Consider the following 23,606-nt stretch of genomic DNA (forward strand, 5'->3'; position numbering starts at 1 on the left):
GTATAACGGCAAATCATCCATGTAACAAATTGTAAAACAAAATCAGTCCAGAGTAAAATCGCCTGGATTTTGATCAATGAAGTCTAGATTTTTGACGGCTCCGCGTTTGTAAAACTTAATACATAATTTTTTGTGTTACAAATATTACTAGAACCTAGGCAATCTTTATTTGTATAGCTTATTTCGTGTACGAATAGGAAAAATTTAAGGATAAACACTGTAAAACATACGTAACTAAAAAAACTATAATCAAGCAGCTTATATCTGTAATTTCCCAAATTTTCCTTGCTGGAAATTCGCAGCATAGTGGGTATGGCGATTTTCAGGAATCACTGAGGAAATAACTGTAGCTTCAATTATTCAACCCGCAATTCAAGGAGATGCATCAATGACAACTGTTGTAGGGGAATTTCTCAACTTAAATAAAATTCAGTCTGAAAATAACCCGATCAAACTCACTGAATCTGATACTGACACCATTAAAGAAGTCCAAACTTTGCTGAACCAAGCAGGAATTTATAAGGGTCAAATTGATGGTATCGCAGGTGATTTAACCCAAAAAGCCTTTGCCCAATTTAAAGAAAGTGTTTGGCTAGATTCTCCGGAATTATTAGGGCCAACCACAGCTGCTGCATTGTTGGAGATTGCAGTAAATCATACAGTCATCGAAGAACAAACCCAGAAACTTACACCCATACCTACATCAACTTTAGGCACTAAAACTGGTCGAACCATGAGGTTAGTAACTGGTATGACCGTTTACCAAAATGAATTGATAGTTCCTGGCATACCTCTAACTTGGGGAGAATTTACTCAAGGATGTAACCCTGAAAGAGCGCCAGAATCCAGAGCTATTATTAATAACATTATCAAAACGACTCAAGGTTTTGGCAAAATCCGTGAGAAATACGGTAGTGCTATTGCCATAACTTCTGCTTATCGTCCACCTGCTGTTAATCGACGCATCGGAGGTGCGCGTTATTCCCAGCACATTCAAGGATTAGCAATTGATATTGCCCCTGCTGACGGCAACTTTTCCCGACTTATGGAAATTTGTCGCGCCTCTGATTGCACTGGCTTGGGAAGAGGAATGCATAGAGGTTTTATCCATTGTGATTGGCGTCCTAGTGGTCGTGTAGTGTTTAATTATCCCTAAAATAATGATATTTGGAGAAATTGCAGGCAAGAGAGTCGGGAAAAAGCATAATTTTGACTTATCCCTTTGTACCTCTGCCTGTTTTTTATGTTTCCAAAACTTCACGCAGTAGAGAGGCCAACTTATCAGCACTATCAGGAACTGCGATCGCCTTGGCATTATCTGCCATTTTTGCCAGTTCTGTTGGTGATTGTAATAAATTCAAAACTTGAGTTTGCAATATCTCTGTTGTTAACTCTGATTGCAAAAACGTTAAAGCTGCACCAGCTTTAGTAAATACGTCAGCATTATAAGATTGATGGTCTTCCGCAGCAAAGGGGTAAGGAATCAAAATCGCTGGGGTTCCACACACTGCTAATTCTGTTAAACTCCCAGCACCAGAACGACTAATTGCTAAATTGGCGCGTCGCAACAACGCCGCCATATTGTCGTAAAAAGGCAAGGCTATGTATTGCGGATGTTTGAGGCTATCTGCTTCGGGATCGCGATCGCCTGTTAAATGTACTACATAAGCACCGACATCAAACCAGGCTGGCGCTGATTGGCGCACTAACTGATTGACTGCAACGGCACCTTGACTACCACCAAAAACAACAATTAATGGAACATGATCGGGAATTGGTAAATCCAGGGTTGTATCCAATCCGCCATCTAGGAATTGGGAACGTACAGGAGTACCGACACAGACATTTTGGGCCCGCGGCAAATACTTAGCAGCAACGGCAAATCCTAAAGCTACCGCAGTACACCAGGGGCCAAAAAAGCGCGTTACTTTACCCGGTAAGGCGTTAGATTCATGGAAAACCACAGGTAACCCCAGCGATCGCGCCGCAATCACACTCGGCCCAGCAATATATCCCCCAGTGGTGAACACGCCTTGAAAATTACCTTGTTTGAGGATTCGTCTCACTTCGAGAATCGAAGCAATCAATTTACCCAATATACGTAACGAGGACAAGCCAAATCCTTGCTGAAACCCTTCAACTGCAATAGTATGCAAAGGATACTGTTTGGGGACAAGTTGAGTTTCTAAACGATTGGGGACACCCAGCCACTCAATTTTATATTCTGGCAATTTTTCAGCCAGTGCGATCGCTGGAAATAAGTGTCCACCAGTCCCACTAGCAGCTATTAATAATTTTATTGGTGCATTTGCCATCAACACTCTACCGTTTAGCGCCTAGCTTAACTAAGATAAAACAATTTCCTGACGTTCTCTACTTAAATCAGTAAACTCTTACCAAATGAATAACATTACTGCATTATTACTGAAACATCAACAAAAATTTCCCAATGGTATTTGGTTAATTTTATCTTTGCTGATTGTTGGTGTAACTAGTAGTTGGCAATCTGTTCAAGCCAGTACACCAGCAAATTTGCTACCCAACTCTTCTTCTGTGGCCAACGCTACACGTACAGAAAAGATTTCTCTGAGGGAACGGCTAATCAACTGGAGCGAAAGCAGAAGAGCAGATACGTTCTCAGAAGAAGTAAAATCGGAACCATCAGTTCAACCCGTTGCTTTGCAAAATGCACCAGCTGAACTCAAAAATTTATTAACACAAATGGATGCCACCGCTAGCAAGGGCGACATCAAAGGTGTGATGCAACTATACAGCCCTACCTTCACTCACGGAGATGGGTTAAATCGCCAAACCTTGGAACAATCCTTGACGGCATTCTGGAAGCGATATCCACAGTTGCGATATAGTACAACCTTGGAATCTTGGAAATCTGAGGGCAACGCTATTGTGGCTGAAACGGTAACTAATATCACTGGGTTATCATCAGCTAACGCTAATAATGTAGCTCTTAATGCCACCATTAAATCCCGCCAGCGGATTCAAGGCGGCAGAATTGTCCAACAAGAAATTTTATCAGAACGTACTCTCCTGACATCTGGTAACCAGCCGCCCCAAATTGATATCAATTTACCTCAGCAGGTGAAGGTAGGCGAGCAGTATAGTTTTGATGCCATTGTTCAAGAGCCACTAGGTGATGATTTTCTTCTGGGAACGGCAGTTGAAGAACCAGTGCAACCTAGCAAGTTTCTCAATCCCACCTCTGTAGATTTGGAATTGCTGACATCCGGTGGACTCTTTAAAGTAGGACGCGCACCATCTACCCCTGGTAATCAGTGGGTTTCTGCCGTGATTCTCCGTGGTAGTGGCATGACGATGGTAACTCAGCGTCTGCAAGTGGTGAGGTAGGAAAAACTTCCGGGGAAGTTAAAAGGAGCCAATGCGATGGGGAGACAGCGCCGTGGGCGGGTTCCCCGACTTGAGGCGACTGTCGTCGGTTTCCCTGACTTGTAGCAACTGGCGTTCAAAAAAGTTTAATTTTGATTGATTTATCTTTGCTTCCCCGACGCTCTACTTTTGTTGACGATTAACTTTGAATTAATCATGATTACTGTAAACAATCAAGTAATTTTAATCACGGGTGCAAGTAGTGGTATCGGTACTGCTTGTGCGAAAATATTTGCGCGTGAAGGTGCCAGACTGATTTTGGCGGCGCGACGTGGGGAACGCTTGCAAGAGGTAGCAGATGCACTTAACAAAATGTACAGTGTAGAGGTTTATTTGTTACCTTTAGACGTGCGCGATCGCTTGGCTGTGGAATCTGCTATTTCTAGCTTACCCTCCGATTGGTCTGATATTGATATTCTGATTAACAATGCTGGTCTGAGTCGCGGTTTAGATAAGTTGCATGAAGGCAACTCTCAAGACTGGGAAGAAATGATTGATACCAATATTAAGGGACTGCTTTACCTCACCCGTTATGTTGTTCCCGGTATGGTAAATCGTGGTCGTGGTCATGTGGTAAATTTGGGTTCCATTGCCGGACATCAAACTTATCCCGGTGGTAATGTCTACTGTGGTACCAAGGCTGCTGTCAAGGCAATTTCTGAAGGTTTAAAACAAGACTTGTTAGGAACTCCCATCAGAGTAACTTCTGTTGACCCTGGGATGGTAGAAACAGAATTTAGTGATGTGCGTTTTCATGGGGATACGGAACGCGCTAAAAAAGTTTATCAAGGAACTACGCCTCTGACTGCCGATGATATAGCTGATGTGATTTTCTTTTGTGTCACGCGATCGCCTCATGTCAATATCAATGAAGTGATACTCATGCCAGTGGATCAAGCTAGTGCCACCCTAGTTAATCGACAAACAGAAAAATAAAGCAAGATTACCTATTTTTTTACTAAACCATAGATAATCACACATGAATTTTCTGTGGTTTTTTATTAAGAGTATGTATTTACATTACTCATTGCTTAACATACGGAAATCTCAAATAAAATGTGTGGGCTGATACAATAATTTCTAAATAACTGTTATAGGCTTTTTAAACCCTTTACTTATACCCTTAGGGCGGAAATTTCCGCTCAAAAAGCACCAGAGCGTTAGCAAATTACCCCGGACAAGGATGATGGGTGTTCATTCACCACAAAGCTTGTAGAACAGGATGAGTAATTTCCAGCGCCCTGGTGATTTACTTTTTTCACTAGTTAAAACAACTTTATCCGAGGCGGCAAATATTTACTATTGCAGCTGTGGTATTCTGTGGTCATCAGCATCGCTGAACACTAAATTATTAAGTATATTTACAAATATATATCCTTACAAGATGACAGACAATTAGAAAAACTGTCAAACATATTTGATGAAGTCTACCTGATTGTCCCATCCACTATTAAAATCAATTTGCTGGGATACTACACAATATTCAAATTTCCGGAGTTTTGTCACCCTGTGCTTACTTCTGTATTACCTACTATCAATGCCCTCAATCAACCGACGAGTCCTGCTTGGGTCGAACAGGCCCTAGCTAACTTAGACATCATTTTGCTTGATCATTCTCACTGTGAACGTAAAGCAGCTGGGGTAGCACTAAACTTTATGTTTCGCTATCCTTCCAATACTAAAATGGTACGGGAATTAACTGCGATCGCCCGCGAAGAACTAGAACACTTTGAACTAGTTAACCAGTGGTTAGAACGCCGGAATATTCCCCTGGCGCCCCTACCACCACCTCCGTACGGTGCTGGTTTACGAGCTGCTGTGCGTCCCCAAGAACCCCATCGCTTCTTAGATACTTTACTCGTTACTGGTTTAATTGAAGCTCGCAGTCACGAACGTCTAGGACTATTAGCTACACATTGCCCTGAGCCAGAATTAGCTGCGTTTTATGGCAGTTTGATGGCATCAGAAGCCAGACATTACGGTACTTATTGGGTTTTAGCCGATACTTACTATGATCGTGCAATAGTTATGCAACGGCTAGATGAATTGGCAATTGTTGAAAGTGAGTTGCTGGAAAATTTGCATCCAGAACCGAGAATTCATAGTTAATAGAATCACGCAAAAGATATGATAATTCAGTTAACACACATCAGGTTGCTAGTCTCCAACTTCAAAGATTGCTTTCTGTTTTATCGGGATGTATTGGGGTTTAATATTGATTGGGGCGACGAAAATAGTTGGTATGCCGAGTTGCACACTGGAGATGGTATCAAACTGGCTTTGTTCAAAAAAGACTTAATGGCTGAAGCCGTCCCCAGCGCCTATCTGCCTTCAGCAAATGACTGCCACAATAAAGTGGCTTTGGTATTCGCCGTTGATAGTGTTGATGAACTATATCAGTATCTCAAAGAAAAAAATGTGACAGTTGTCACTCAACCCCAAGACCGTCCCACCTGGGGACTGCGAACCGCCCATTTCCGTGATCCTGATGGCAATTTGATTGAAATATTTAGTAATTTGGGCGCTTAAAAGTTTTGGTGGTTAACAGATTTGAATTTCTGCGTTATCTAAACTTTTCAGCATGGCTAACCTTGTATCTAGCCAATCATCATCGAACCAACCATAAGGTAAAACATCACCTACAACACTTGTACTAATTCCCATAACCCAGATATGAGCAGTTTGAACAAATACAGGAATTGATGCTAGTTCCTCTTTACTCAACTGGCGAATTGTCTGATAACCTTCAATAAAGCTGTTTCTAACTCCAATGTCTATCTTCATCCTTAGTGCTGCGTGTAAAAATTTTGCAATGTCAAAAGCACGCCAGCTATAACCACACTGATCAAAGTCAAACAATGTTGGTTTATTCTGCGCTGTAAAATGAGCATTACCTGAATGTACATCACCTATACAAATTCCATACTCAGGGGCTTTAAAAGGTAGCCTAAATCCGGCTATTTGGCTGGTAATTTTTTTGATTAATTGTTCAAGGTAGTCTAGCTCATGTTGACGGTGCTTGTAGAGGGGTGTAATTGCTAGTAATGACCTATGAAGTAAATATTCACTATTTAATTTATGTCGAATAAAACTACTCCTGAAGCAGTTTAATTCCTGGTGAATTTCTGCCAGCACTTTTCCCAAAATATAACTTTGGTCAGCATGAAGCTTTGCATTAACTGCACATCCTGGTGCATACGTAAATACAGCCGCATAACGTACACCCTCCGGTGCTAAAACCTCTGTAGTAAAACCATCATCTTTTCTAAGAAGAGGGTATGCTACTGGCTGATTTTTGTTATTTAAAAATGCTAGGATTTCTAACTCAAAACCAATCTCTTCTTTATTTCTCCAACTACATTTATAAATCCGTAAAATATATCTCTCTTGTTCAGTTTCTATTAAATAAGTATCGTTAAGCCCACGTTTATATAACTTACAACTCAGAGGCTTGTTAATGGAGTAGTTATCAAGTACAGTGTCAATTAAAGCTGACCCTTCAGGAATTGAATGAACTACAGGAATAAAAGGTGTGTCCATAAAATGTTGAGGTGGGCGACCTAAATTTCCGCCAAAGAGCGAACACTTAAAATTTCATGATTTCGCAGTGGTTTAATATCAGATATGGGAACGATGACAACAGCGATTGATTCACCAGTTGCATTGAATACTTCTAGAACACATCCTTGTTCGCCATTGCTGGGATGAGGGACAAAATCAATTAAAGTTGCTACATCACCTTTTTTTAATTGATATTCTTCTAAGTTACGATTTAAGGCGACACGCTGGTATAGTTCAAAGTTCATTTGCAGACTCCTTGTTGGGTTTGAGGGTGATAAACTGAAACTTGCCGTCAACAGCCCTTTGCAGCCAAACTGTAATCACTGCTAAGTTTCGCCCCTTTAAGCCGATTAATTCACCAGTAACGCGATAGAACATCCCATATTCATACATTTTAAGAGTACCTCGCAGACAAAATCTCCCACAAAAGCAATTAACTGGGTAAATTGGGATATAGATTCAGAAAAATTTTCTGTGCAAACCTGACCCATGAACAACTATTATCAAGATTTTTTGATTCGTAATTGGGAGATAGGCGATCGCACCAGAGCGGCCTCTGTCATCAGTTATGTACTATCAGAATACGGTTTGGGTTGGGAACCCAACGGCGCAGACAAAGACGTGCTGCAAGTAGAAGAATTTTACTTAGCTACTGGTGGCGAGTTTTGGGTAATTGAACACGAAAAGCAGCTAGTGGGTACGGGAGCATACTACCCTATACAACGGGGAAAAAAAGCCGTAGAAATCCGCAAAATGTATCTTTTATCGAGTGTCAGGGGTTTAGGCTTAGGGAAATATTTGTTACAACAGCTAGAAGCAGCCATCGCCTCCCGTGGATTTCAGCAAGTTTGGATTGAAACCGCCAGTGTTTTGGTGGAAGCCATCAAGTTATATGAAAGTAATGGTTACCAACCAGCAACAGGTGTAGAAACAACACGCTGCGATCGCGTCTATGTTAAAACCCTATGAAACATGAGGGAGAAAATATACCCAGCCCCCACCTATGCCCACCTGGACTAACAATCTCAAAGGCTTTCTCAATTTATTTCTACAATCTAATTGTCCTTTGTGTCAAAAACCTGCCTCTGGCGAATTTTGCTTATACTGTGCTAGGCAATTGCACAACTGTCACCACCAAGACCCTACGACTTTGTGGCAAAAACCAATACCAGTATTTGGCTGGGGAATGTATGGCGGCCCTCTCAAAAGAGCGATCGCCACGATGAAATACGACAATCAACCCCAAATTGCCCGTCCTCTGGGTCAATGGCTAGGAGAAGCATGGTTATCAAATTTATCTCAGTACAAGCCTTTAGTTATCCCCATCCCACTCCATACTAGTAAGCAAAAACAACGCGGTTATAACCAAGCTGCACTCATCGCCCAAAGCTTCTGTCAAACAACTGGGTTAAAATTACAACTCAATGGTTTAGCAAGAGTCCGAGAAACTGAAGCACAATTTGGTTTATCGGCGTCTGAGCGAGAAAATAACTTGGTTGCAGCTTTTGCTGTTAGTCGAGAACTACGCGATCGCCGTTTAAAAATCCCAGTGTTGTTAGTTGATGATATCTATACAACTGGTGCTACAGCCAGATCCGCTGTGCAAACATTCCATGAGTGTGGAATTGCCGTTTTAGGGTTAGCAGCTGTTGCGACTGCCGTTAAAGACAAATATCCAGAGAGTTCCTGGGCAAGCCATAGCTGAGAAATCTATAATTGGTCGAATACCCTGTTTTTGTGGGAACTCTGTTTGATAATGATGAGCAAAGCTTTTGTGGCAGGTTTAAAAAAAGTAATTATCGTTCCTGCCATCTTTTTGGCAATGGGCATGAATCCAAGGGTAGCATTTGCCCAAAATAAATTATACAGTCCAATTCCTTTAACTCCCAGTACTGAATTTACCGATACACTGTCTGAAAAAGACATTCCCACAGGCCAAGGTGGATTTGCTCGTGATTATACGGTGAAGTTGAATAAGGGTGATAATTTAGTGATTGATTTATCATCTGAAAGCTTCGACACCATCATCACATTGTTAGCACCCAATGGAGCCACCGTGGCAGAAAATGATGATGGGCCTGATGGCACTAGTAATTCTCTACTGTTCACGCGCATTAACGAAACAGGAACTTACATTATTCGTGTCCGTTCTTTTGGGGAAACTGGGGTGGGGCCTTTTAAACTGAAAGTTACCAAGCTGCAACCGATGAAGTAATTGGCAATTAGAAAATGGTCAGCGTACAAAGAAACAGCGCTTCTGTCCACTCCACGACTGCACCATAGGTATCACCAGTGTGTCCGCCTAATTTGTGATTAAACCATGCACCTGTAAGAGTGGCGATCGCACTTCCAGCTAGTATCATTCCGAGGGCCAAAAATACAGCCTGGCTATCTAATAACCACAGTAATCCACTCAAACTCAACAGCAACAACAGTCCTGGTAATAAATCCTGGAATGAACGAATTGCTTGTTTGTGGAATGCACCTTTGCCCGTCGGTTTGAGATAAGAATAGCGGGCGATGGCTAGTTGTTGTCCCCAACGTCCCCACCCACAAGCTGTCATTAGTATTAGCCAACGGTTTTGTTCCATGTCTACCAAGGCTGCGGTTTTTAATAATATTAAGGCGATCGCTGTCATTGCGCCAAAGGCACCTGTAGCACTATCTGTCATTACCTCTAGTCGTCTTTCGGGGTTGCCTACTGCTAAACCGTCGGCTGTATCCATTGCCCCATCTAGGTGCAATCCTCCAGTCATGGCTATCCATATACCCACTATTAAAGCGCTACGAGTTAGCACGGGCATCCCCAAATAGTTCATTCCCGTATCACATAGGCCTAACATTCCCCCAATCAGCAGCCCGACAAGTGGGGCCAAACGCGCCACTCCCTGGAAGTCTAGCCCCTGAATTTCAGGTAGAGGAATTGCTGTATAAAATATAATACTTGAGACAAAATTTAAACCTATTTGTTTTGTCCACTTCCACCCCTGATACAGTTGATTCATCTTAGTTAATATACGTAAAAACTGCTTAAGGAAGATTGCCGTTAATGCCCACGCTAGCAGTAGTCAAAATTTTAAAGCTTCAAATAAGATTACCCTTGATTAGAGACTCATGAAAAAAAGTTTGTTATGCTGGTTTCAGTAATTTATTTTTCCAAAGTGCCGATTGTCACGTAATTGCCAAAAATTTAGCAAATCAATACTTGTACAAAAAGAATCGGATTTTGCATTTTGCCATCAATAACTTACTCTAGACTTATGAAGCGATCGCCCTCCAAAGTTGATATTTTTTAAATTATCGGGGGCCAACAAGCTGTTAAAGTGACTGTTGAGCTGCGTTGTACCTCACCTTTGCTTATCTCCTATTTTCCTATGAGTCATCATCTACCCGACGCCAGGATACCAGCTCCGTGCATTGTTAACACGGGAATAATTGTGAATAAGCTCGACATACGGCGATTGCTGTCTGATTTAGGTCGAGTCCACTACATCTACACCCAAGATGGCAACATACAGAGCGAGGGTGAAGGGGATGTGATGGAAGTATTTGTGAATCCGCAACGGTCTACTTTAGTTGCTAATTGTGCGCTTTACTTGAATGTTCATAGTTTCGATTACTTGGAGCTAAAACAATCCCCACAAAAGGAAACTTATTTTGACTTGCTGCAAGAAGGCGTTTGTTTACGGCTGATTCCCCTTTCGACTCCTATACAAGAGCGAAAAGAGCGGAATTTGAATTTTAGTGCCATAGAAGAGATGATGGAACAAGTCTTGTCAGCTAAATGGGATGCAGAATTTGATGATGACTGTTCTGATTCATTTTAAGGGTTTGTAGTCAGGACTTTAGATAAGGACTAAAGTCCTGACTACGAACAAAAACTTGATCTGTTAGCCTAAAACCATGAATTAGGTTGTTGTAAAAACTCCTTTTCCTCTGGAGTTGAGGTACGTCCTAAAATGCTGTTGCGATGAGGAAATCGCCCAAAACGCTCGATTACTTCTTGATGACGCCATGAATATTCGATTGCTTGGGTACTATCAGGATCATCTCTTAATTGCTGAAATAGTTTGACACTCTGACGTTGATCCTCAAGGTTTTCACTATGTTCAAAGGGTAAATAAATAAACCAACGTTGCACAGGCAAAAATTGGCAGTCATAGCCTTTAGCCACAGCGTGCTGGGCGGCGGAAAGTGCTTCCCAGTCTGTAGCAAAGGCTTCTGGAGTGCCGCGAAACATATTGCGCGGAAACTGATCTAATAACAGGATGAGAGCTAAACAGCTTTCGGGGACATCAATCCAGTCGTCTAAATATCCTGCTGCTGCCTTTTGGTAATCTGCAAGAAACTGATTTCGCAGGGCTTCATCAAATGCCGCTTTTTCCTGAAACCAATCAGCCCTTGGTTTGCCGTAATCCGGTTCATCGGGATGACCAAACCAAAATTCCAAAATAGTTTTTGCCTGTGACATTGCCTTTATTGCACCTTACATAAAACTTGCCGCATTTTACGCATATTTGCAGGCAACTCAAAATTCATGGCTTGTTGAATAAAAATCGCAGGTATGGGGAGGTTTGGTGTAGCTTGCACATTATATGCCAACAAAGTGCCATCACCACAATCTTGTAGGTCTACAATGGCTGTAAAGTCCAGAAAATTTCCTTTTTCCATGCGGAATTGAATTTGTTGCCCCAACACTTCGACAACGTTAAGATAAATTTCGACTTGCGCCGTAAAAAATAAAAAGGCTTTGTGTGCTACTTGATACAGGCGCTTGACTTCACCTTTAGAGATCACTTCGCTTTTGGTAATGTCAGGAAAATATTGAACCCAACGAGGGTAGTCAGTTAGTTGCTGCCAGACTTGCGATCGCACTAGTGGTAAATACATGCAAGCAGTCACACAACCGCCCCAGGCTGTATGCGATCGCGTTTGCAATAAAATCTCCCCCTGCATTAGCAACGATTGCTGGTTTTGACTCCAAGCCATATCTGAACCTGTAATCATTGAGTCTGATATTTGAGACGCAGACATATTCATTTGCTTCACTCCTCACCTTTTCCACCTTGTACTAGGGCTGAAATAGCGACCTATGAAATTAGGTCGAGTCCTACCCCATAGATTTTTATTCCAGTGTTCAACTGCTGGAACCAGACATTTTCAGGACATTATTCAGAAATTTCACCTAAAAAAACTGTATTTATTATTACTTTTAATCAAATCTACACATGAGTGACTATGAATATATCACTACTATTTCGGGAAAAAAGAAATTTATAACAGCTAGAATGGCACAAATATAATCTCATATGCAAATTGATTTTTAGCAAAAAGAGGGCAATGTAGTCATAATTTTGGATCACCCGACTTTGAGCAGGATCAAACCCTTGCTGATGTTTGTTTATATATATACTATTGATGTTTAATTATCAATATATACAGAGATAAATTTTCAATTAAGAGGAAAAATTAAGTGAATAAATCTTCCTTAAACCGGACATTAACCCAGATTTTTGGTATCCTTCTCGGCATTGGACTAGCTGTTTGGGTACTCAGAGGCTTTGGTATTCTCACCTTTATTCCGGGTGGAGTAATTGGGTTATTGTTACTAGGGGCGATCGCTATGGGAATTATCAGCTATGTGCAAAGAACTTGGTGGCGTTTTTAGAGGAAAAGGATCATGGAAATTTATGTATGTACTGTTTGCGGCTACGAATATGACCCCGAAGTCGGCGATCCTGATAGCGGTATAGCTCCAGGAACACCCTTTGAAGATATCCCAGAGGATTGGGTTTGTCCGGTTTGCGGTGCCACAAAAGATTTATTTGAACCGTCAGAACCGTGAAAATAACAGCTAGCCTAGAGATAGGTATTGATCTAAAGAGACGTTTTTGAATTTGCTGCCGTTAAACATTGTAGTTATTGGGGGCGGGGCGGCCGGATTTTTCGGCGCGATCGCTTGTGCGAAAGCTAATCCTCATGCCCAAGTCACGTTATTTGAAGCTAGTCGCCAACCCCTGGCGAAAGTGTTAATTTCTGGTGGAGGACGTTGTAATGTCACTCACGCTTGCTTTGAACCACAGAGGTTAATCCAAAATTACCCCAGAGGTAGCAGGGCCCTACTAGGTGCTTTTACTCGCTTTCAAGCACAAGATACAGTAGCTTGGTTTTCTGCCCACGGTGTACATTTAAAAACTGAAGCAGATGGCCGGATGTTTCCCATTACAGATAATTCCGAAACAATTGTGGAATGTCTAGTCAAAGCTGCGGCTAAATCTGGGATAGAACTACGCATTGGGACACCAGTCGTTGCAGTCAAACAACTTGCTCAAAACCAAGGGTTTGAAATTTTTGGAAAATCAGGAGCAACCAAACAGTGCGATCGCCTATTATTGGCCACAGGCAGCAACCCTGTAGGTTATAAAATTGCTAGGGAGTTTGGTCATCACATTGAACCGCCTGTACCTTCTTTATTTACCTTCAATATTCCCGATGCCAAATTGCGGTCATTGGCTGGTATTAGTGTTGATCCTGTGCAATTACGGTTAGAGACAGGAAAACCCCAACTCTCACAAACTGGGCCATTGTTAATTACCCACTGGGGTATGAGTGGCCCCGCTGTCCTCAAACTTTCTGCTTGGGGTGCCAGATTCCTGCACCAAAACCACTATCAAGCTAAATTGTTAGTCAATTGGTTGCCTGATTTGCATCAAGAACAAGTACGGCAAAAGATTCTAGCAGTAAAAACCCAATGGTCTAACAAAGCGATCGCCTTGCATCGTGGCGTTGACCTACCCCACCGCCTCTGGCAATACATTGTTGATCGTGCAGATATTACCACAGAAGACCGTTGGGCAGGACTATCCAACAAAAAATTAAATCAGTTAGTCCAAGAACTGACTCAGGGTGAATACTTAATCAATGGTAAAGGAGTCTTTAAAGAAGAGTTTGTCACCTGTGGAGGTGTGAATCTCAAAGAAGTCAACTTCAAAACAATGGAAAGTAAGTTAATTCCTAGACTTTACTTTGCCGGTGAAATTTTAGATATTGATGGCGTTACTGGTGGTTTCAACTTCCAAAGTGCCTGGACAACCTCATATTTAGCTGGTAACGCAATGGGGATCAGTAGTTAGAAAGGAGCATCGGGCAATAAACGTGAGTTCGACGGATTTAAAAAACCCCTGCAAGGAGGAGCCACTGAGTTGCGCGGGTTCCCCGTGTTGTAGCAAGTGACGTTAGAGACTTTAAAGGCTTAATTTTTCGTTGGTAATTAAGGATATTTTTGCGCCTCTCCGCGTCAACAACGAGGAGTTGGGGAGAGGTTCATCGTACTCATTGTTAAATCAGGAGTCCGAATGGGAATTTTTCCCAAATTTCTCCCTCATCTCCTCCTATACCTGGACGTACACCATTGTGGGACTATCCGCAATACTTACTAAGTAAGTTATGTAAATGAAGTTATTGTAAAGCTATTTAAATTAAGTATAAGTAATTATGCTATGCCTTTTGCAGTGCAAATGTACTACAAAAAGAGGATTTTAGATGTTTTTCATGAATGAGAAACACCTTGTTTTTCTAACTCCAGAGTCAAACATTCAAGTATTGTGGCTGAAACAACTAAAATTTGTTGATTATTACTAAAACGTTTAATTTTCCAACTAATCACCTGCAAAGAATATCTTTTGCGATGTATAAGTCTCTCTAAGACTATAAATATTTAGTAAAGACTTGAACCGCTAAGTGACTTTTAAACTCAGAAATACTACTATATTTACCGAACGGGTACTATTATGTAATTTAATAAATACTTACTCAATATTACCTAGAATAACCAACATCATACTAACATCACATTCTCAGAAGCAACTTCTTTAAGAAGCAACTTATTGGGACTCGTGTGCAGAGATAACATGCATAAGCATACCCATTTGAAAACACAGTGGGTTATACAAACATGCCCTCTATTAAATTTATGTGTTTACTGTTCACAGCATGTTGACTAAGGTAAATTAAGTCTTTCCTCAACCGCTATTTGCGTTGTTAGCTATGCTCATTAGTTCTAAACACTTGAGAATGATTAACGGAAGAAGTGACGTTATTTCGTGAATTGGGGGTGTATTGTGAACAGAAACTCAAATATTTATCAACATGATCTTTCTTCGATTTACTATTACACCAGGTGTTCCTGAACATGACAAACAAAACTCTGACAACTAATCAATTAAGCGAAGTCGCTCTCGACTTACGTACGCCTGTATTTGATTTACGTGCGCCTGCATTTTCTAGACTCAGAAAAGGGTCATGGTGGCTACGATTAATCACATTGATTGCAGCAGACGCTAGTCTTCTGACTCTTGCGTGGGTATTAGCTCTACATCATGCTGCATCTGTAGATCCTCTTGGGAATACACAAATCACTTATATACCCTTGCTAGTTGTGATTCAAATAGCCGCACTAGCTATCCAAGGTATTTATCAATCAGGTAAAAAGCGATGTGATTATCTAGGGATTATCAAAACATTGACTTTTGCCCACGGATTAATCCTGCTTGTTTGTTTTTTATATCAACCTATTTTAGATCTTCCCCGCTCTACATTTATCTTATCTGGATTGATGAGTACAACTTTGGTTTGTGCTGGGAGATTATTTGTCAATTTTAATCTTGAATATCTTCGTAAGCAAAAAATATTCGGGTGTAATTCTGTTTTTATTATTGGTGATGCTGAAAATAGCGAGCAATTCCTTAACTTTGTGCAAAAGGAAAAGCGTTACGTTATTCGTGGACTCGAAGATTCTCAATGTTTAGACAGGTATCGCCGTCAAGAAACTTTAGAGAAACTGAAGAGATTGGGGGTTACAGAAGTTTTTATTACTTGGGATGCAATTAAAAATCGGATGTTTGTTTGCTGGTTATTTCAAGCATCTGGCATTACTGTACATCTTCTCCCAATGGGGCTAAAGCCAATTCACAGACAAGTCGAATTGCAAAACATCGGAGGAATGACTTGTCTAAGTTTTGATTGTCCAGTACTTACAGGTAAGGATTTTTGGCTGAAGCGGTGTTTTGACTTTTGCTTCACTAGCTTATTTCTCATGTTCACCTTTCCTGTTTATGCAGCCATTGCTATAGCTATCAAACTAGATTCTCCAGGCCCAGTCTTTTACAAACAAACTCGCATAGGTCTACGCGGTCAAGAGTTTAAAGTATGGAAATTCCGTACCATGAGACCAGATGCGGACAAACTCCAAAAAGAACTAGAAGCTTTAAACGAAACTAAAGATGGTATCATCTTCAAAATTAAAGATGATCCTCGGATTACTCGTGTAGGTAAGTTTCTTCGTCGTTATAGCTTAGATGAACTACCCCAACTATTTAACGTGATGTTGGGAGAAATGAGTTTAGTTGGCCCTCGTCCCTTGCCAACCAGAGATGTCAACAAGTTTGCTGAACACCACTTTATCCGACATGAAGTTTTACCTGGTGTTACAGGTCTGTGGCAAGTTTCCGGACGCTCCAATATTATCGATTTTGAACAAGTAATTAATCTTGATCTAAACTACATCGAAAATTGGTCGTTGCAGTTAGATTTTGAAATTTTGATGAAAACAGTCAAGGTGGTTTTGAAAAAAGAAGGCGCATATTAAGTATCAGGCACAAAAAACCATCTGAAGTACGTCATTTATTTACGAGTACAAGAAATTTGAAGGAAGATGAAAAAACCTGTAATTGCTATTGGTTTAGATGCAGCAGATCCCGTATTACTAGAAAAATGGATGTCACAAGGACATCTCAAAAATATAGCTAAACTGCGTCAGCAAGGAACCTATGGTCGGATTAAGAATACAGTCGAATACTGCGGTAAAACAACCGACTTTGCTGTAACCGAGCCATTGTGGTCTGCATTTTCCACTGGTTGTAAACCTCACAAAACAGGCTATTGGGACTCCTTTAGGTATGATGACAAAAAGTATGATATGGAATGTGATCTAGCTCTGAGTGGCTATGATTATCAAGAATATTCCCCATTTTATGCCTTAGGAGACAAGTACAAAGTCGCTGTTTTTGATTTACCTGTAACTAGGCTTTCACAGGAAGTCAATGGCACCCAAATTTTAGGATGGGGAGGACATTTTCCTTATACACCTAGTCATTCTCATCCCCCTGAAACCTATTCAGAAATTATTAATCAATATGGCAAAAATCCCATTCTCTTCAATGACGATGGTATTTGGTGGGATAAAGATTACGTCAAATGGTTGCGGCAAGCACTTAAAGAAAGTATTGACAGTCGCACTAAAATCTGCTGTGACTTATTAAAAAAAGAACCTTGGGATTTATTCTTAGCAGTATTTGGTGAGCCACACACTGCTGGTCATGACATTTATAACTATAGCCAACCAGATCATCCACTATATTCTGACCTGAGTAAAACTGGCACCCCTGATATATTGTTTGAAACCTATGAAAACATCGATAGAGCCATCGGCACAATATTAGCTGAAGCTCCTGAAGATGCTTATGTGGTATGTTTTTCACTTCATGGTATGGGGCCTAACTACAGTGATATGCTGAGTATGGTCTTTTTGCCCGAAGTTTTGTATCGATTTAACTTTCCCGGACAAGTTGCGATCGCACCTGGTAAAGTAGGAGATCCTCTGCCACCAACAGTCAGTAAACCCCTGCGGAACTCTTGGCCTGGAGAAGTTTGGGTGAAGAACTATGAGCCAAATCCCATTAAACGCTTCCTCAAACCCTGGACACCCAGCAAGTTCTTACACGCTAACCAAAACGGTTTAGCTTCTCCTTACCCATTGATGGAACAGTCAGTGCCTATGGGTTGGATGCCTGCACGTTGGTATCAACCTCTGTGGACAAAAATGAAAGCCTTTGGCATACCTTCTTTCACCAACGGACATATTCGCATCAATCTTCAAGGCAGAGATCCTCACGGTGTAGTCACCGCTGCTGAATATCATTCCCTCTGTGATGAAATCGCCGAAGTGCTATATCGTCTCAAAGATGGCAGAACTGGAGAACCCATAGTTAAAGAAGTTGTGCGGACAAGAGAAAATCCTCTAGATAACGATCCTCATTTGCCAGATTTTGACTTGGCCGTTTTATGGCATGAGAGCATGACTGATGTCGTAGATAGTCCCGACTTTGGACGCATTGGCCCCCTAACTCACTTCCGCGCAGGTGGTCACTGGAACCGAGGATTTGTTTTGGCAAAAGGCCCTGATATCCAACCAGGTTCTGATTTACCCAACGCTGAAGCTGTAGATGTATCAGCCACAATTTTAGAATTAATGGGCGCGCCCATTCCCAACTATTTTGAAGGTAGCCCACTAGTAAGACTCCCAGTGACTAACGCCACCGTTGAGGCTTAAAACAGTCCTAGTATTTCCAGATTCTTAGGAATTACACCTTGACAAAAACACCAAATATGAGGTTGAAGTTGAAGGCTGACTAACGATACTTATTAAAAGATAATTGAGAACAGCCTGTAAAAACTGACTATCCTCATATTTGGGATCAACCAATCAACTAGTAAATACACCTGAGAATTTCTCATCGATGACTACCAACATGAATCCAGAAGTATCGGTCATTATTCCTGCCTATAATACCGCAGGCTACATTTCCCAAACAATTGAGTCGGCCTTGGGGCAAACTCTGAAAAATATTGAGGTAATTGTAGTAGATGATGCCTCCACTGATGGGACACCCGAAGTAGCTAGAAGCTTTACAGATGAACGACTCAAAGTTTTTGTAAATCCTCAAAATCTGGGAGTGGCTGCTACACGTAATCGGGCCTTGAAGGAGGCCAAAGGCAGATGGATTGCTGTTTTAGACTCCGATGACTGGTATGCTCCAGAAAGACTAGAAAAACTTCTACAGTTACCAAACGCACAAAACGCAGATATAATTGCTGATGATTTATTTTTGATTAGAGACGGAGAAGATGCTCCCTGGAGTACACTAATTAACGAAAGCGGGGAAGTGATTGCAGAAATCAAGCAAATTGATCCGCAATATTTTGTGGAAACAGATGTGTATGGACAACAAGGGCTACACCTTGGCTTATCAAAGCCTTTATTCCGGCGAGATTTTATGTTGAAACATGACATTAAATATGATGCCTCAATGAAGGTGAGCGAAGATTTTTGGTTAGCCCTAAAATGTTTGGTAAGAGGAGCGAGATTTTTTCTTCTGCCAAAACCTTATTATTATTATCGCTCTCGTCCAGGTTCTTTAGTTTATTCATCTAAAATCAAGCGTCTTGAACAAGATTGTCAAGCAACTGTAGCTTTTATTGAGCAAGAAAACTGCCAGACACAAAAACCTGAAGTAGCTCATGCTTTATCTAAAAATCTTACTGTCTTTAAAAAGAATTTAGCTTATTACCGTGTTGTAGACACCTTAAAGCAACGACAATGGTTTAGAGGTGGGATAGAAATGGTACGTAATCCTTACTTTTTCTGGCATTTCTCTCTCCAACTTCCTGGTATTATAAATCGTCGCATACAGCGTTATCTTTTTGGCAATACAGCAGCATATGATGTGTTTTATCGTGGTAAAGACCAAAAGATTTTAAAGATTTAAAGTGAAAACTATAAAAAATAAATAAAACCCCCAACCATAGCAGATAATACATATTATCTGCTAAAAATTATAAAAAAAATTACTATAAAAAACATGGAAAAACGCACCTTAATTACCAACTCGCTATCATTATTAGTTACGCGTTTAATACAAAGTATCGCTACTTTTGTGTTAACAGCAGCCATAGCCCGTAATTTAGGTGCTTATGAATTAGGACAATATTTACTAGCATTCAGCTACTACTTTGTGTTTGCAAGTATTGCGTCACAGGGATTAAAAACCTTATTTACAAGAGAACTTTCGCGCAATCCCGAAGAAATACCTGTGTATCTAGTGAATGGCACTTTTTTGCAAATGCTTTTGAGTGTCCTTGGTTATGGAGCAATGATTATTTTGGTGTTTTTATTGCCCTACAATCCTGACACCTCAATGGTTTGCTACATCATGGGACTAGCAATTATTCCTTTTTCACTTTCTAATATTACAGAGGCAATTTTTCAAGCTCAAGAAAAGATGACTTTGATAGCTGCCTCTACAGTGCCAGTTTACATTCTACGTTTAGTAGTAATGATCTGGTGTATTCAAGAACTAAATTATGGAGTCAATTATATAGCGGGAATATTTGTTGTTTCCGAAGTAATAGTTTTTATTATTCAATGGGTCATGCTCACCAGTATGATTAAGCCAAGATGGGAGATTAAGCAAGATTTTATCCGGCAATTATTAAAATCTGCTCGGACATTCTTTGCTATTGATGCAGTAGGAATAATCACTAGTAAAACAAGTATCCTAATTATCTCACTCTTGGGAAGTGAAGTCATGGTTGGTCTTTTTGGTGCTGTCGTCCAATTAATGCAACCCATTTCGATGATTATTCAGAGCGTCAGTCTTGCTGCTTTTCCGGGGATGACAAAAGCGGTAAATAGTGGAAAAAAGAAGCAGGCACAAGTCGCAGAAAATATTGTCACAATGCTGATGTGTATAGCCTTACCATTTGTGATTGGGATATACTTTATTGGCAATGATTTAATAAGATTTATTTATCAAAATTCTGATTTTAATCAGATAGAACTAGTCCTTCAATTGACTGTGCTATCAGTTCTTGCCAGCCCGTTTATCCGCACCTTAGGTTATCTGCTTTTATCCAATGGGTTGGAAAAATATAACCTGAAAGAAGTACTTATTACTAATACTGTAGGAAATGTAGCAGGTGTAGTATTAATTTCACAATTTCAGTTAATGGGTGCAGCTTTTATGTATTTGTCAATGAGCTTAACGGCTTTTACCATACTTATGTATGGTGTGTACAGTCGCTTGTTTGTATTAAATCTATGGAGAATAATGTATCGTCCATTGCTAATTGGTGGTAGCATGACATTGGTATTTTTGTTACTACAAAGATACCAAATAAATTTTGTATTAGTTTTGATTTTGTCAACTTCAGCTTATGCTTTGATAGCTAGTTTCCTAGCAGTCAATACATTAGGAGGTGTCAATGTTCTACGGGCAAAAATTTTCAAAAAAAGTGAGCGAGAAACATGAAGATTAGTAACTTTACAAAGTATGAAAAAGAAAATTTGACAAGAGTCGCAGCGACTGTAGTTTGGGAAGATCGGGATCGACCCTCTCAAGAAATATACGTTGCTACTACTAAAGAATATGCCAACGACTTATCCTGCAACCCCAATACGTTTCTTATAGCTTGTACCATGCTAGCTTTTCACTATGGGGAAAAAAGAATTTTTATAGAAGCAGAAGAAGCAGACATTTGTCCAGAATTGCGTGATGGTTTAATTACGTCAATGCATTGGATGAAATCTTGGTACAAATTAGATCGTGATATTGTGCAAATAGAGGCAAAAACTAATTTTAAGGCATCAAACACAGTTAGACCTCAAAGGGCGGGGATGTTTTTTTCAGGTGGCGTAGATACCTTTGCCACTTTGCGAAATAACCGTCTTAACTTTGGACAAGATCATCCAGCTTCAATTAAAGATGGTTTTATAGTTTACGGGATAGCAAATACTACTTTAGAAGCATTTGAGAAAGCTTTTATTTCACTATTACCAGTAGCTAAAGATGCCGGAATAAACTTAATTCCAGTTTATACAAATATATATAGACATGTAAAAGACTTAGAAGATAGCAATTACAATTTTTGGAAATACTATTTTGGTGGTGCTGCTTTATCAGCTATTGCACATACGTTTGTCAACCGCTTGAATTTAGTTTATGTGGCCTCTACTAGTGAAATAAAGCATATCGAGCCTTGGGGTTCACATCCTTTAACAGATCCCAATTACAGCAGTTATGATTTGCGTGTTAAGTATGATAGCGTGCATTTATCCAGGTTAGATAAAACTAAATTAGTCGTGGGTTGGGATGTTGCGTTTCAAAACCTTAGAGTTTGTGATGAATTAGTTTTACCCACTGGTTATTTAAACTGTGGTATTTGTCATAAATGTACAATAACGATGGCGCACCTGGCTGCGTTAGATGTATTAGACAAAACTAATATTTTTCCTGTCAAGGAGCTTACGAAAGAAAGGCTGATAAAGTTTGCACATCCAAAAACTATTTTGGAAAAAGGAAAATATCAGAGTCTGATACCTTTGTTTGCATCTATAGGTCGTGACGATTTAGTACAAGCTACCAAATATATACTTGCTCGTGCTAATTTAAAATCCAATCTACAAAACCTATCCAAGCCTTTTTTAATCAAAAAAGTTAAGGAATCAAAGTAATAAAAATTACTCCTTCTTCATTACTATTTATGCTGAAATATGAGTTAAGTAACAAAGATTGGCAGTTTAAAAAACTTTTGTTATCTAGTAAGGGTTTGAGTTGTTAACTGATATTTAGCATACTAGGTAATGAAGAAATTGACCTTAGTAATTGTGACAAGGTGCTAAACATGGAGAAATGCGAGTGACAAAAGTTGCTTTACTACATTTTTGCTTTGAAGATTACACTATTGAGTTAGCTAATAGTCTAGTTAAGTACGTTGATTTAACAGTAATTCAACCAGAAAATGTCGCCGCTACCTGTAGCGATGTTCTCGACCCCAATATTCGCGTCATCAGCTTTAAAAAGCCACGGATGCGTGATCCGCGCAACTTGTCATCTATGCGCGCCATGATACGGATTATCAAAGATGTGCAACCAGATGTGTTACACGTACAAGAAACTAACGATCCGTGGTATGACTTGACGTTGCTGCTAAATCAAATGCCGCCATTGGTAACAACGATTCATGATGTATATCGTCATCCAGGCGATCGCCAAGTTGTATTCGGTGCAGAATATACTAGGCGTATTGCATTTTACCGCTCTCAGCAAATCATCGTTCATGCCCAGGCTTTAAAACAAGCACTGATTCAAGATTTTCAAGTGCCACAACAGCGAGTTAACGTATTACCCCACGGGGAACTTGGCAGTTTATACCAACGTCGATCAGAGCAACACAGTTTACCAACAGAACCTTATACATTACTATTCTTCGGCAGAATCTGGCCATATAAAGGATTAAACTACTTGTTAGAAGCACTACCATTGGTTGCTGCCAAAATTCCGGAAGTCAAATTGATTATTGCTGGACGGGGAGAAAATATCCAGCAATATTTTCCCGATGGTTATGATACCAGCCACATCGAACTGATGAATGACTTCATCCCCTTAGAAAAGGTTGCAGGGCTATTCCAACGTAGTGCCGTTTCAGTTTTACCCTACATTGAAGCTTCACAAAGTGGCGTAGCAACTTTATCTTATGGCATGGGAACACCGATAATTGCTTCTGATATTGGGGGTTTGCAAGAAATAGTTGCACATGAAAAAGATGGTTTACTCGTTCCTCCCAAAGATGTCAAAGCCTTAGCTGATGCCATCATCCGTTTATTAGGCGATCGCAACTTACAACAGCAGATGCAAACTGCGGCATTAGCGCGCTGTCAGCAAGATTTAAATTGGACAAATATTGCGGCGAAAACAGTGCAAGTTTATCACCAGGCAATAAAGATAAAAACTAAATCTTGAATC

At 40.4% G+C, this 23,606-nt stretch carries 25 protein-coding genes; 18 read left to right on the forward strand and 7 right to left on the reverse strand.

The window, feature by feature from the left end; genetic code table 11:
* Positions 1 to 388 precede the first annotated feature (388 nt).
* A complete protein-coding gene (locus tag ACM0OS_RS14760; protein WP_414543940.1) occupies positions 389 to 1,156 on the forward strand; it encodes a D-Ala-D-Ala carboxypeptidase family metallohydrolase in 768 nt (255 codons plus the stop codon).
* 85 nt (positions 1,157 to 1,241) lie between these two features.
* Here the strand turns inward: ACM0OS_RS14760 and murG are convergent, their stop codons facing one another.
* Positions 1,242 to 2,315: an undecaprenyldiphospho-muramoylpentapeptide beta-N-acetylglucosaminyltransferase gene (murG, locus tag ACM0OS_RS14765; RefSeq protein WP_414543941.1), complete on the reverse strand. Its 1,074-nt coding sequence runs from the start codon at positions 2,313 to 2,315 to the stop codon at positions 1,242 to 1,244.
* An 85-nt stretch (positions 2,316 to 2,400) separates the two neighbouring features.
* Here murG and ACM0OS_RS14770 point away from each other — a divergent pair, with 85 nt between their 5' ends.
* The 4 genes from ACM0OS_RS14770 (at position 2,401) to ACM0OS_RS14785 (ending at position 5,934) form a co-directional block, all read left to right on the forward strand.
* Positions 2,401 to 3,366: a nuclear transport factor 2 family protein gene (locus ACM0OS_RS14770; protein WP_414543942.1), complete on the forward strand. Its 966-nt coding sequence runs from the start codon at positions 2,401 to 2,403 to the stop codon at positions 3,364 to 3,366.
* Between the two features lie 195 nt (positions 3,367 to 3,561).
* On the forward strand, positions 3,562 to 4,341 hold the full coding sequence (locus ACM0OS_RS14775; RefSeq protein ID WP_414543943.1) for an SDR family oxidoreductase: 780 nt from the start codon (positions 3,562 to 3,564) through the stop codon (positions 4,339 to 4,341).
* Between the two features lie 573 nt (positions 4,342 to 4,914).
* Positions 4,915 to 5,514 (forward strand): tRNA-(ms[2]io[6]A)-hydroxylase, encoded by a 600-nt coding sequence (locus ACM0OS_RS14780; RefSeq protein ID WP_414543944.1) that lies wholly within the window; start codon positions 4,915 to 4,917, stop codon positions 5,512 to 5,514.
* 18 nt (positions 5,515 to 5,532) lie between these two features.
* Positions 5,533 to 5,934 (forward strand): VOC family protein, encoded by a 402-nt coding sequence (locus ACM0OS_RS14785; protein WP_414543945.1) that lies wholly within the window; start codon positions 5,533 to 5,535, stop codon positions 5,932 to 5,934.
* 12 nt (positions 5,935 to 5,946) lie between these two features.
* On the opposite strand, the gene ACM0OS_RS14790 is transcribed toward ACM0OS_RS14785, so the two are convergent.
* Genes ACM0OS_RS14790 through ACM0OS_RS14800 form a run of 3 tightly spaced genes read right to left on the reverse strand, consistent with a single transcriptional unit; the run spans position 5,947 to position 7,344 of the window.
* Positions 5,947 to 6,945 carry a phosphotransferase gene (locus ACM0OS_RS14790; RefSeq protein ID WP_414543946.1) on the reverse strand — a complete coding sequence of 333 codons (999 nt, stop codon included), beginning with the start codon at positions 6,943 to 6,945 and terminating at the stop codon, positions 5,947 to 5,949.
* 20 nt (positions 6,946 to 6,965) lie between these two features.
* Positions 6,966 to 7,211, reverse strand: a complete 246-nt coding sequence (locus ACM0OS_RS14795) for a DUF4926 domain-containing protein (protein WP_414543947.1) — start codon at positions 7,209 to 7,211, stop codon at positions 6,966 to 6,968.
* Positions 7,201 to 7,344 (reverse strand): hypothetical protein, encoded by a 144-nt coding sequence (locus ACM0OS_RS14800; protein WP_414543948.1) that lies wholly within the window; start codon positions 7,342 to 7,344, stop codon positions 7,201 to 7,203. The genes ACM0OS_RS14795 and ACM0OS_RS14800 overlap by 11 nt, the downstream gene beginning before the upstream one ends.
* A gap of 111 nt (positions 7,345 to 7,455) precedes the next feature.
* On the opposite strand from ACM0OS_RS14800, the gene ACM0OS_RS14805 reads away from it, so the two are divergent.
* From ACM0OS_RS14805 to ACM0OS_RS14815, 3 genes are read left to right on the forward strand one after another with little or no spacing between them, the layout of a single operon-like run.
* Positions 7,456 to 7,935 (forward strand): GNAT family N-acetyltransferase, encoded by a 480-nt coding sequence (locus ACM0OS_RS14805; protein ID WP_414543949.1) that lies wholly within the window; start codon positions 7,456 to 7,458, stop codon positions 7,933 to 7,935.
* Between the two features lie 34 nt (positions 7,936 to 7,969).
* On the forward strand, positions 7,970 to 8,671 hold the full coding sequence (locus tag ACM0OS_RS14810; protein WP_414543950.1) for a ComF family protein: 702 nt from the start codon (positions 7,970 to 7,972) through the stop codon (positions 8,669 to 8,671).
* Positions 8,672 to 8,725: 54 nt separating this feature from the next.
* Positions 8,726 to 9,181 carry a PPC domain-containing protein gene (locus ACM0OS_RS14815; RefSeq protein WP_414543972.1) on the forward strand — a complete coding sequence of 152 codons (456 nt, stop codon included), beginning with the start codon at positions 8,726 to 8,728 and terminating at the stop codon, positions 9,179 to 9,181.
* A gap of 7 nt (positions 9,182 to 9,188) precedes the next feature.
* Here the strand turns inward: ACM0OS_RS14815 and cobS are convergent, their stop codons facing one another.
* On the reverse strand, positions 9,189 to 9,971 hold the full coding sequence (gene cobS / locus ACM0OS_RS14820) for an adenosylcobinamide-GDP ribazoletransferase (protein WP_414543951.1): 783 nt from the start codon (positions 9,969 to 9,971) through the stop codon (positions 9,189 to 9,191).
* Positions 9,972 to 10,340: 369 nt separating this feature from the next.
* On the opposite strand from cobS, the gene ACM0OS_RS14825 reads away from it, so the two are divergent.
* The gene (locus ACM0OS_RS14825) at positions 10,341 to 10,793 is read left to right on the forward strand and encodes a hypothetical protein (RefSeq protein WP_414543952.1); all 453 of its coding nucleotides are present in this window, start codon (positions 10,341 to 10,343) and stop codon (positions 10,791 to 10,793) included.
* A gap of 68 nt (positions 10,794 to 10,861) precedes the next feature.
* On the opposite strand, the gene ACM0OS_RS14830 is transcribed toward ACM0OS_RS14825, so the two are convergent.
* Together ACM0OS_RS14830 and ACM0OS_RS14835 are read right to left on the reverse strand one after the other, a co-directional pair.
* Positions 10,862 to 11,437: a DUF924 family protein gene (locus ACM0OS_RS14830; RefSeq protein ID WP_414543953.1), complete on the reverse strand. Its 576-nt coding sequence runs from the start codon at positions 11,435 to 11,437 to the stop codon at positions 10,862 to 10,864.
* Positions 11,438 to 11,442: 5 nt separating this feature from the next.
* Entirely contained in the window at positions 11,443 to 12,000 is a 558-nt protein-coding gene (locus ACM0OS_RS14835; protein ID WP_414543954.1) for an SRPBCC family protein, read from the reverse strand.
* A gap of 439 nt (positions 12,001 to 12,439) precedes the next feature.
* Here ACM0OS_RS14835 and ACM0OS_RS14840 point away from each other — a divergent pair, with 439 nt between their 5' ends.
* The 9 genes from ACM0OS_RS14840 (at position 12,440) to ACM0OS_RS14880 (ending at position 23,603) form a co-directional block, all read left to right on the forward strand.
* Positions 12,440 to 12,634, forward strand: a complete 195-nt coding sequence (locus ACM0OS_RS14840) for a hypothetical protein (protein WP_414543955.1) — start codon at positions 12,440 to 12,442, stop codon at positions 12,632 to 12,634.
* Between the two features lie 12 nt (positions 12,635 to 12,646).
* Positions 12,647 to 12,811, forward strand: a complete 165-nt coding sequence (gene rd, locus ACM0OS_RS14845) for a rubredoxin (RefSeq protein WP_414543956.1) — start codon at positions 12,647 to 12,649, stop codon at positions 12,809 to 12,811.
* A 52-nt stretch (positions 12,812 to 12,863) separates the two neighbouring features.
* The gene (locus ACM0OS_RS14850; protein WP_414543973.1) at positions 12,864 to 14,099 is read left to right on the forward strand and encodes an NAD(P)/FAD-dependent oxidoreductase; all 1,236 of its coding nucleotides are present in this window, start codon (positions 12,864 to 12,866) and stop codon (positions 14,097 to 14,099) included.
* Positions 14,100 to 15,157: 1,058 nt separating this feature from the next.
* Positions 15,158 to 16,612 (forward strand): sugar transferase, encoded by a 1,455-nt coding sequence (locus ACM0OS_RS14855; protein WP_414543957.1) that lies wholly within the window; start codon positions 15,158 to 15,160, stop codon positions 16,610 to 16,612.
* A 66-nt stretch (positions 16,613 to 16,678) separates the two neighbouring features.
* Positions 16,679 to 18,355, forward strand: a complete 1,677-nt coding sequence (locus ACM0OS_RS14860; RefSeq protein ID WP_414543958.1) for an alkaline phosphatase family protein — start codon at positions 16,679 to 16,681, stop codon at positions 18,353 to 18,355.
* A 187-nt stretch (positions 18,356 to 18,542) separates the two neighbouring features.
* Positions 18,543 to 19,571 carry a glycosyltransferase family 2 protein gene (locus ACM0OS_RS14865; protein ID WP_414543959.1) on the forward strand — a complete coding sequence of 343 codons (1,029 nt, stop codon included), beginning with the start codon at positions 18,543 to 18,545 and terminating at the stop codon, positions 19,569 to 19,571.
* Positions 19,572 to 19,664: 93 nt separating this feature from the next.
* Positions 19,665 to 21,113: an oligosaccharide flippase family protein gene (locus ACM0OS_RS14870; RefSeq protein ID WP_414543960.1), complete on the forward strand. Its 1,449-nt coding sequence runs from the start codon at positions 19,665 to 19,667 to the stop codon at positions 21,111 to 21,113.
* Complete coding sequence (locus ACM0OS_RS14875; RefSeq protein WP_414543961.1) at positions 21,110 to 22,315, forward strand: hypothetical protein; 1,206 nt, start codon at positions 21,110 to 21,112, stop codon at positions 22,313 to 22,315. Before ACM0OS_RS14870 ends, ACM0OS_RS14875 begins: the two co-directional genes overlap by 4 nt.
* A 178-nt stretch (positions 22,316 to 22,493) precedes the next feature.
* Positions 22,494 to 23,603 carry a glycosyltransferase family 4 protein gene (locus ACM0OS_RS14880; RefSeq protein ID WP_414543962.1) on the forward strand — a complete coding sequence of 370 codons (1,110 nt, stop codon included), beginning with the start codon at positions 22,494 to 22,496 and terminating at the stop codon, positions 23,601 to 23,603.
* Positions 23,604 to 23,606 lie beyond the last annotated feature (3 nt).

The sequence above is a fragment of the Nostoc sp. CCY0012 genome (assembly GCF_963920855.1).
Classification (GTDB): domain Bacteria; phylum Cyanobacteriota; class Cyanobacteriia; order Cyanobacteriales; family Nostocaceae; genus Cyanocohniella.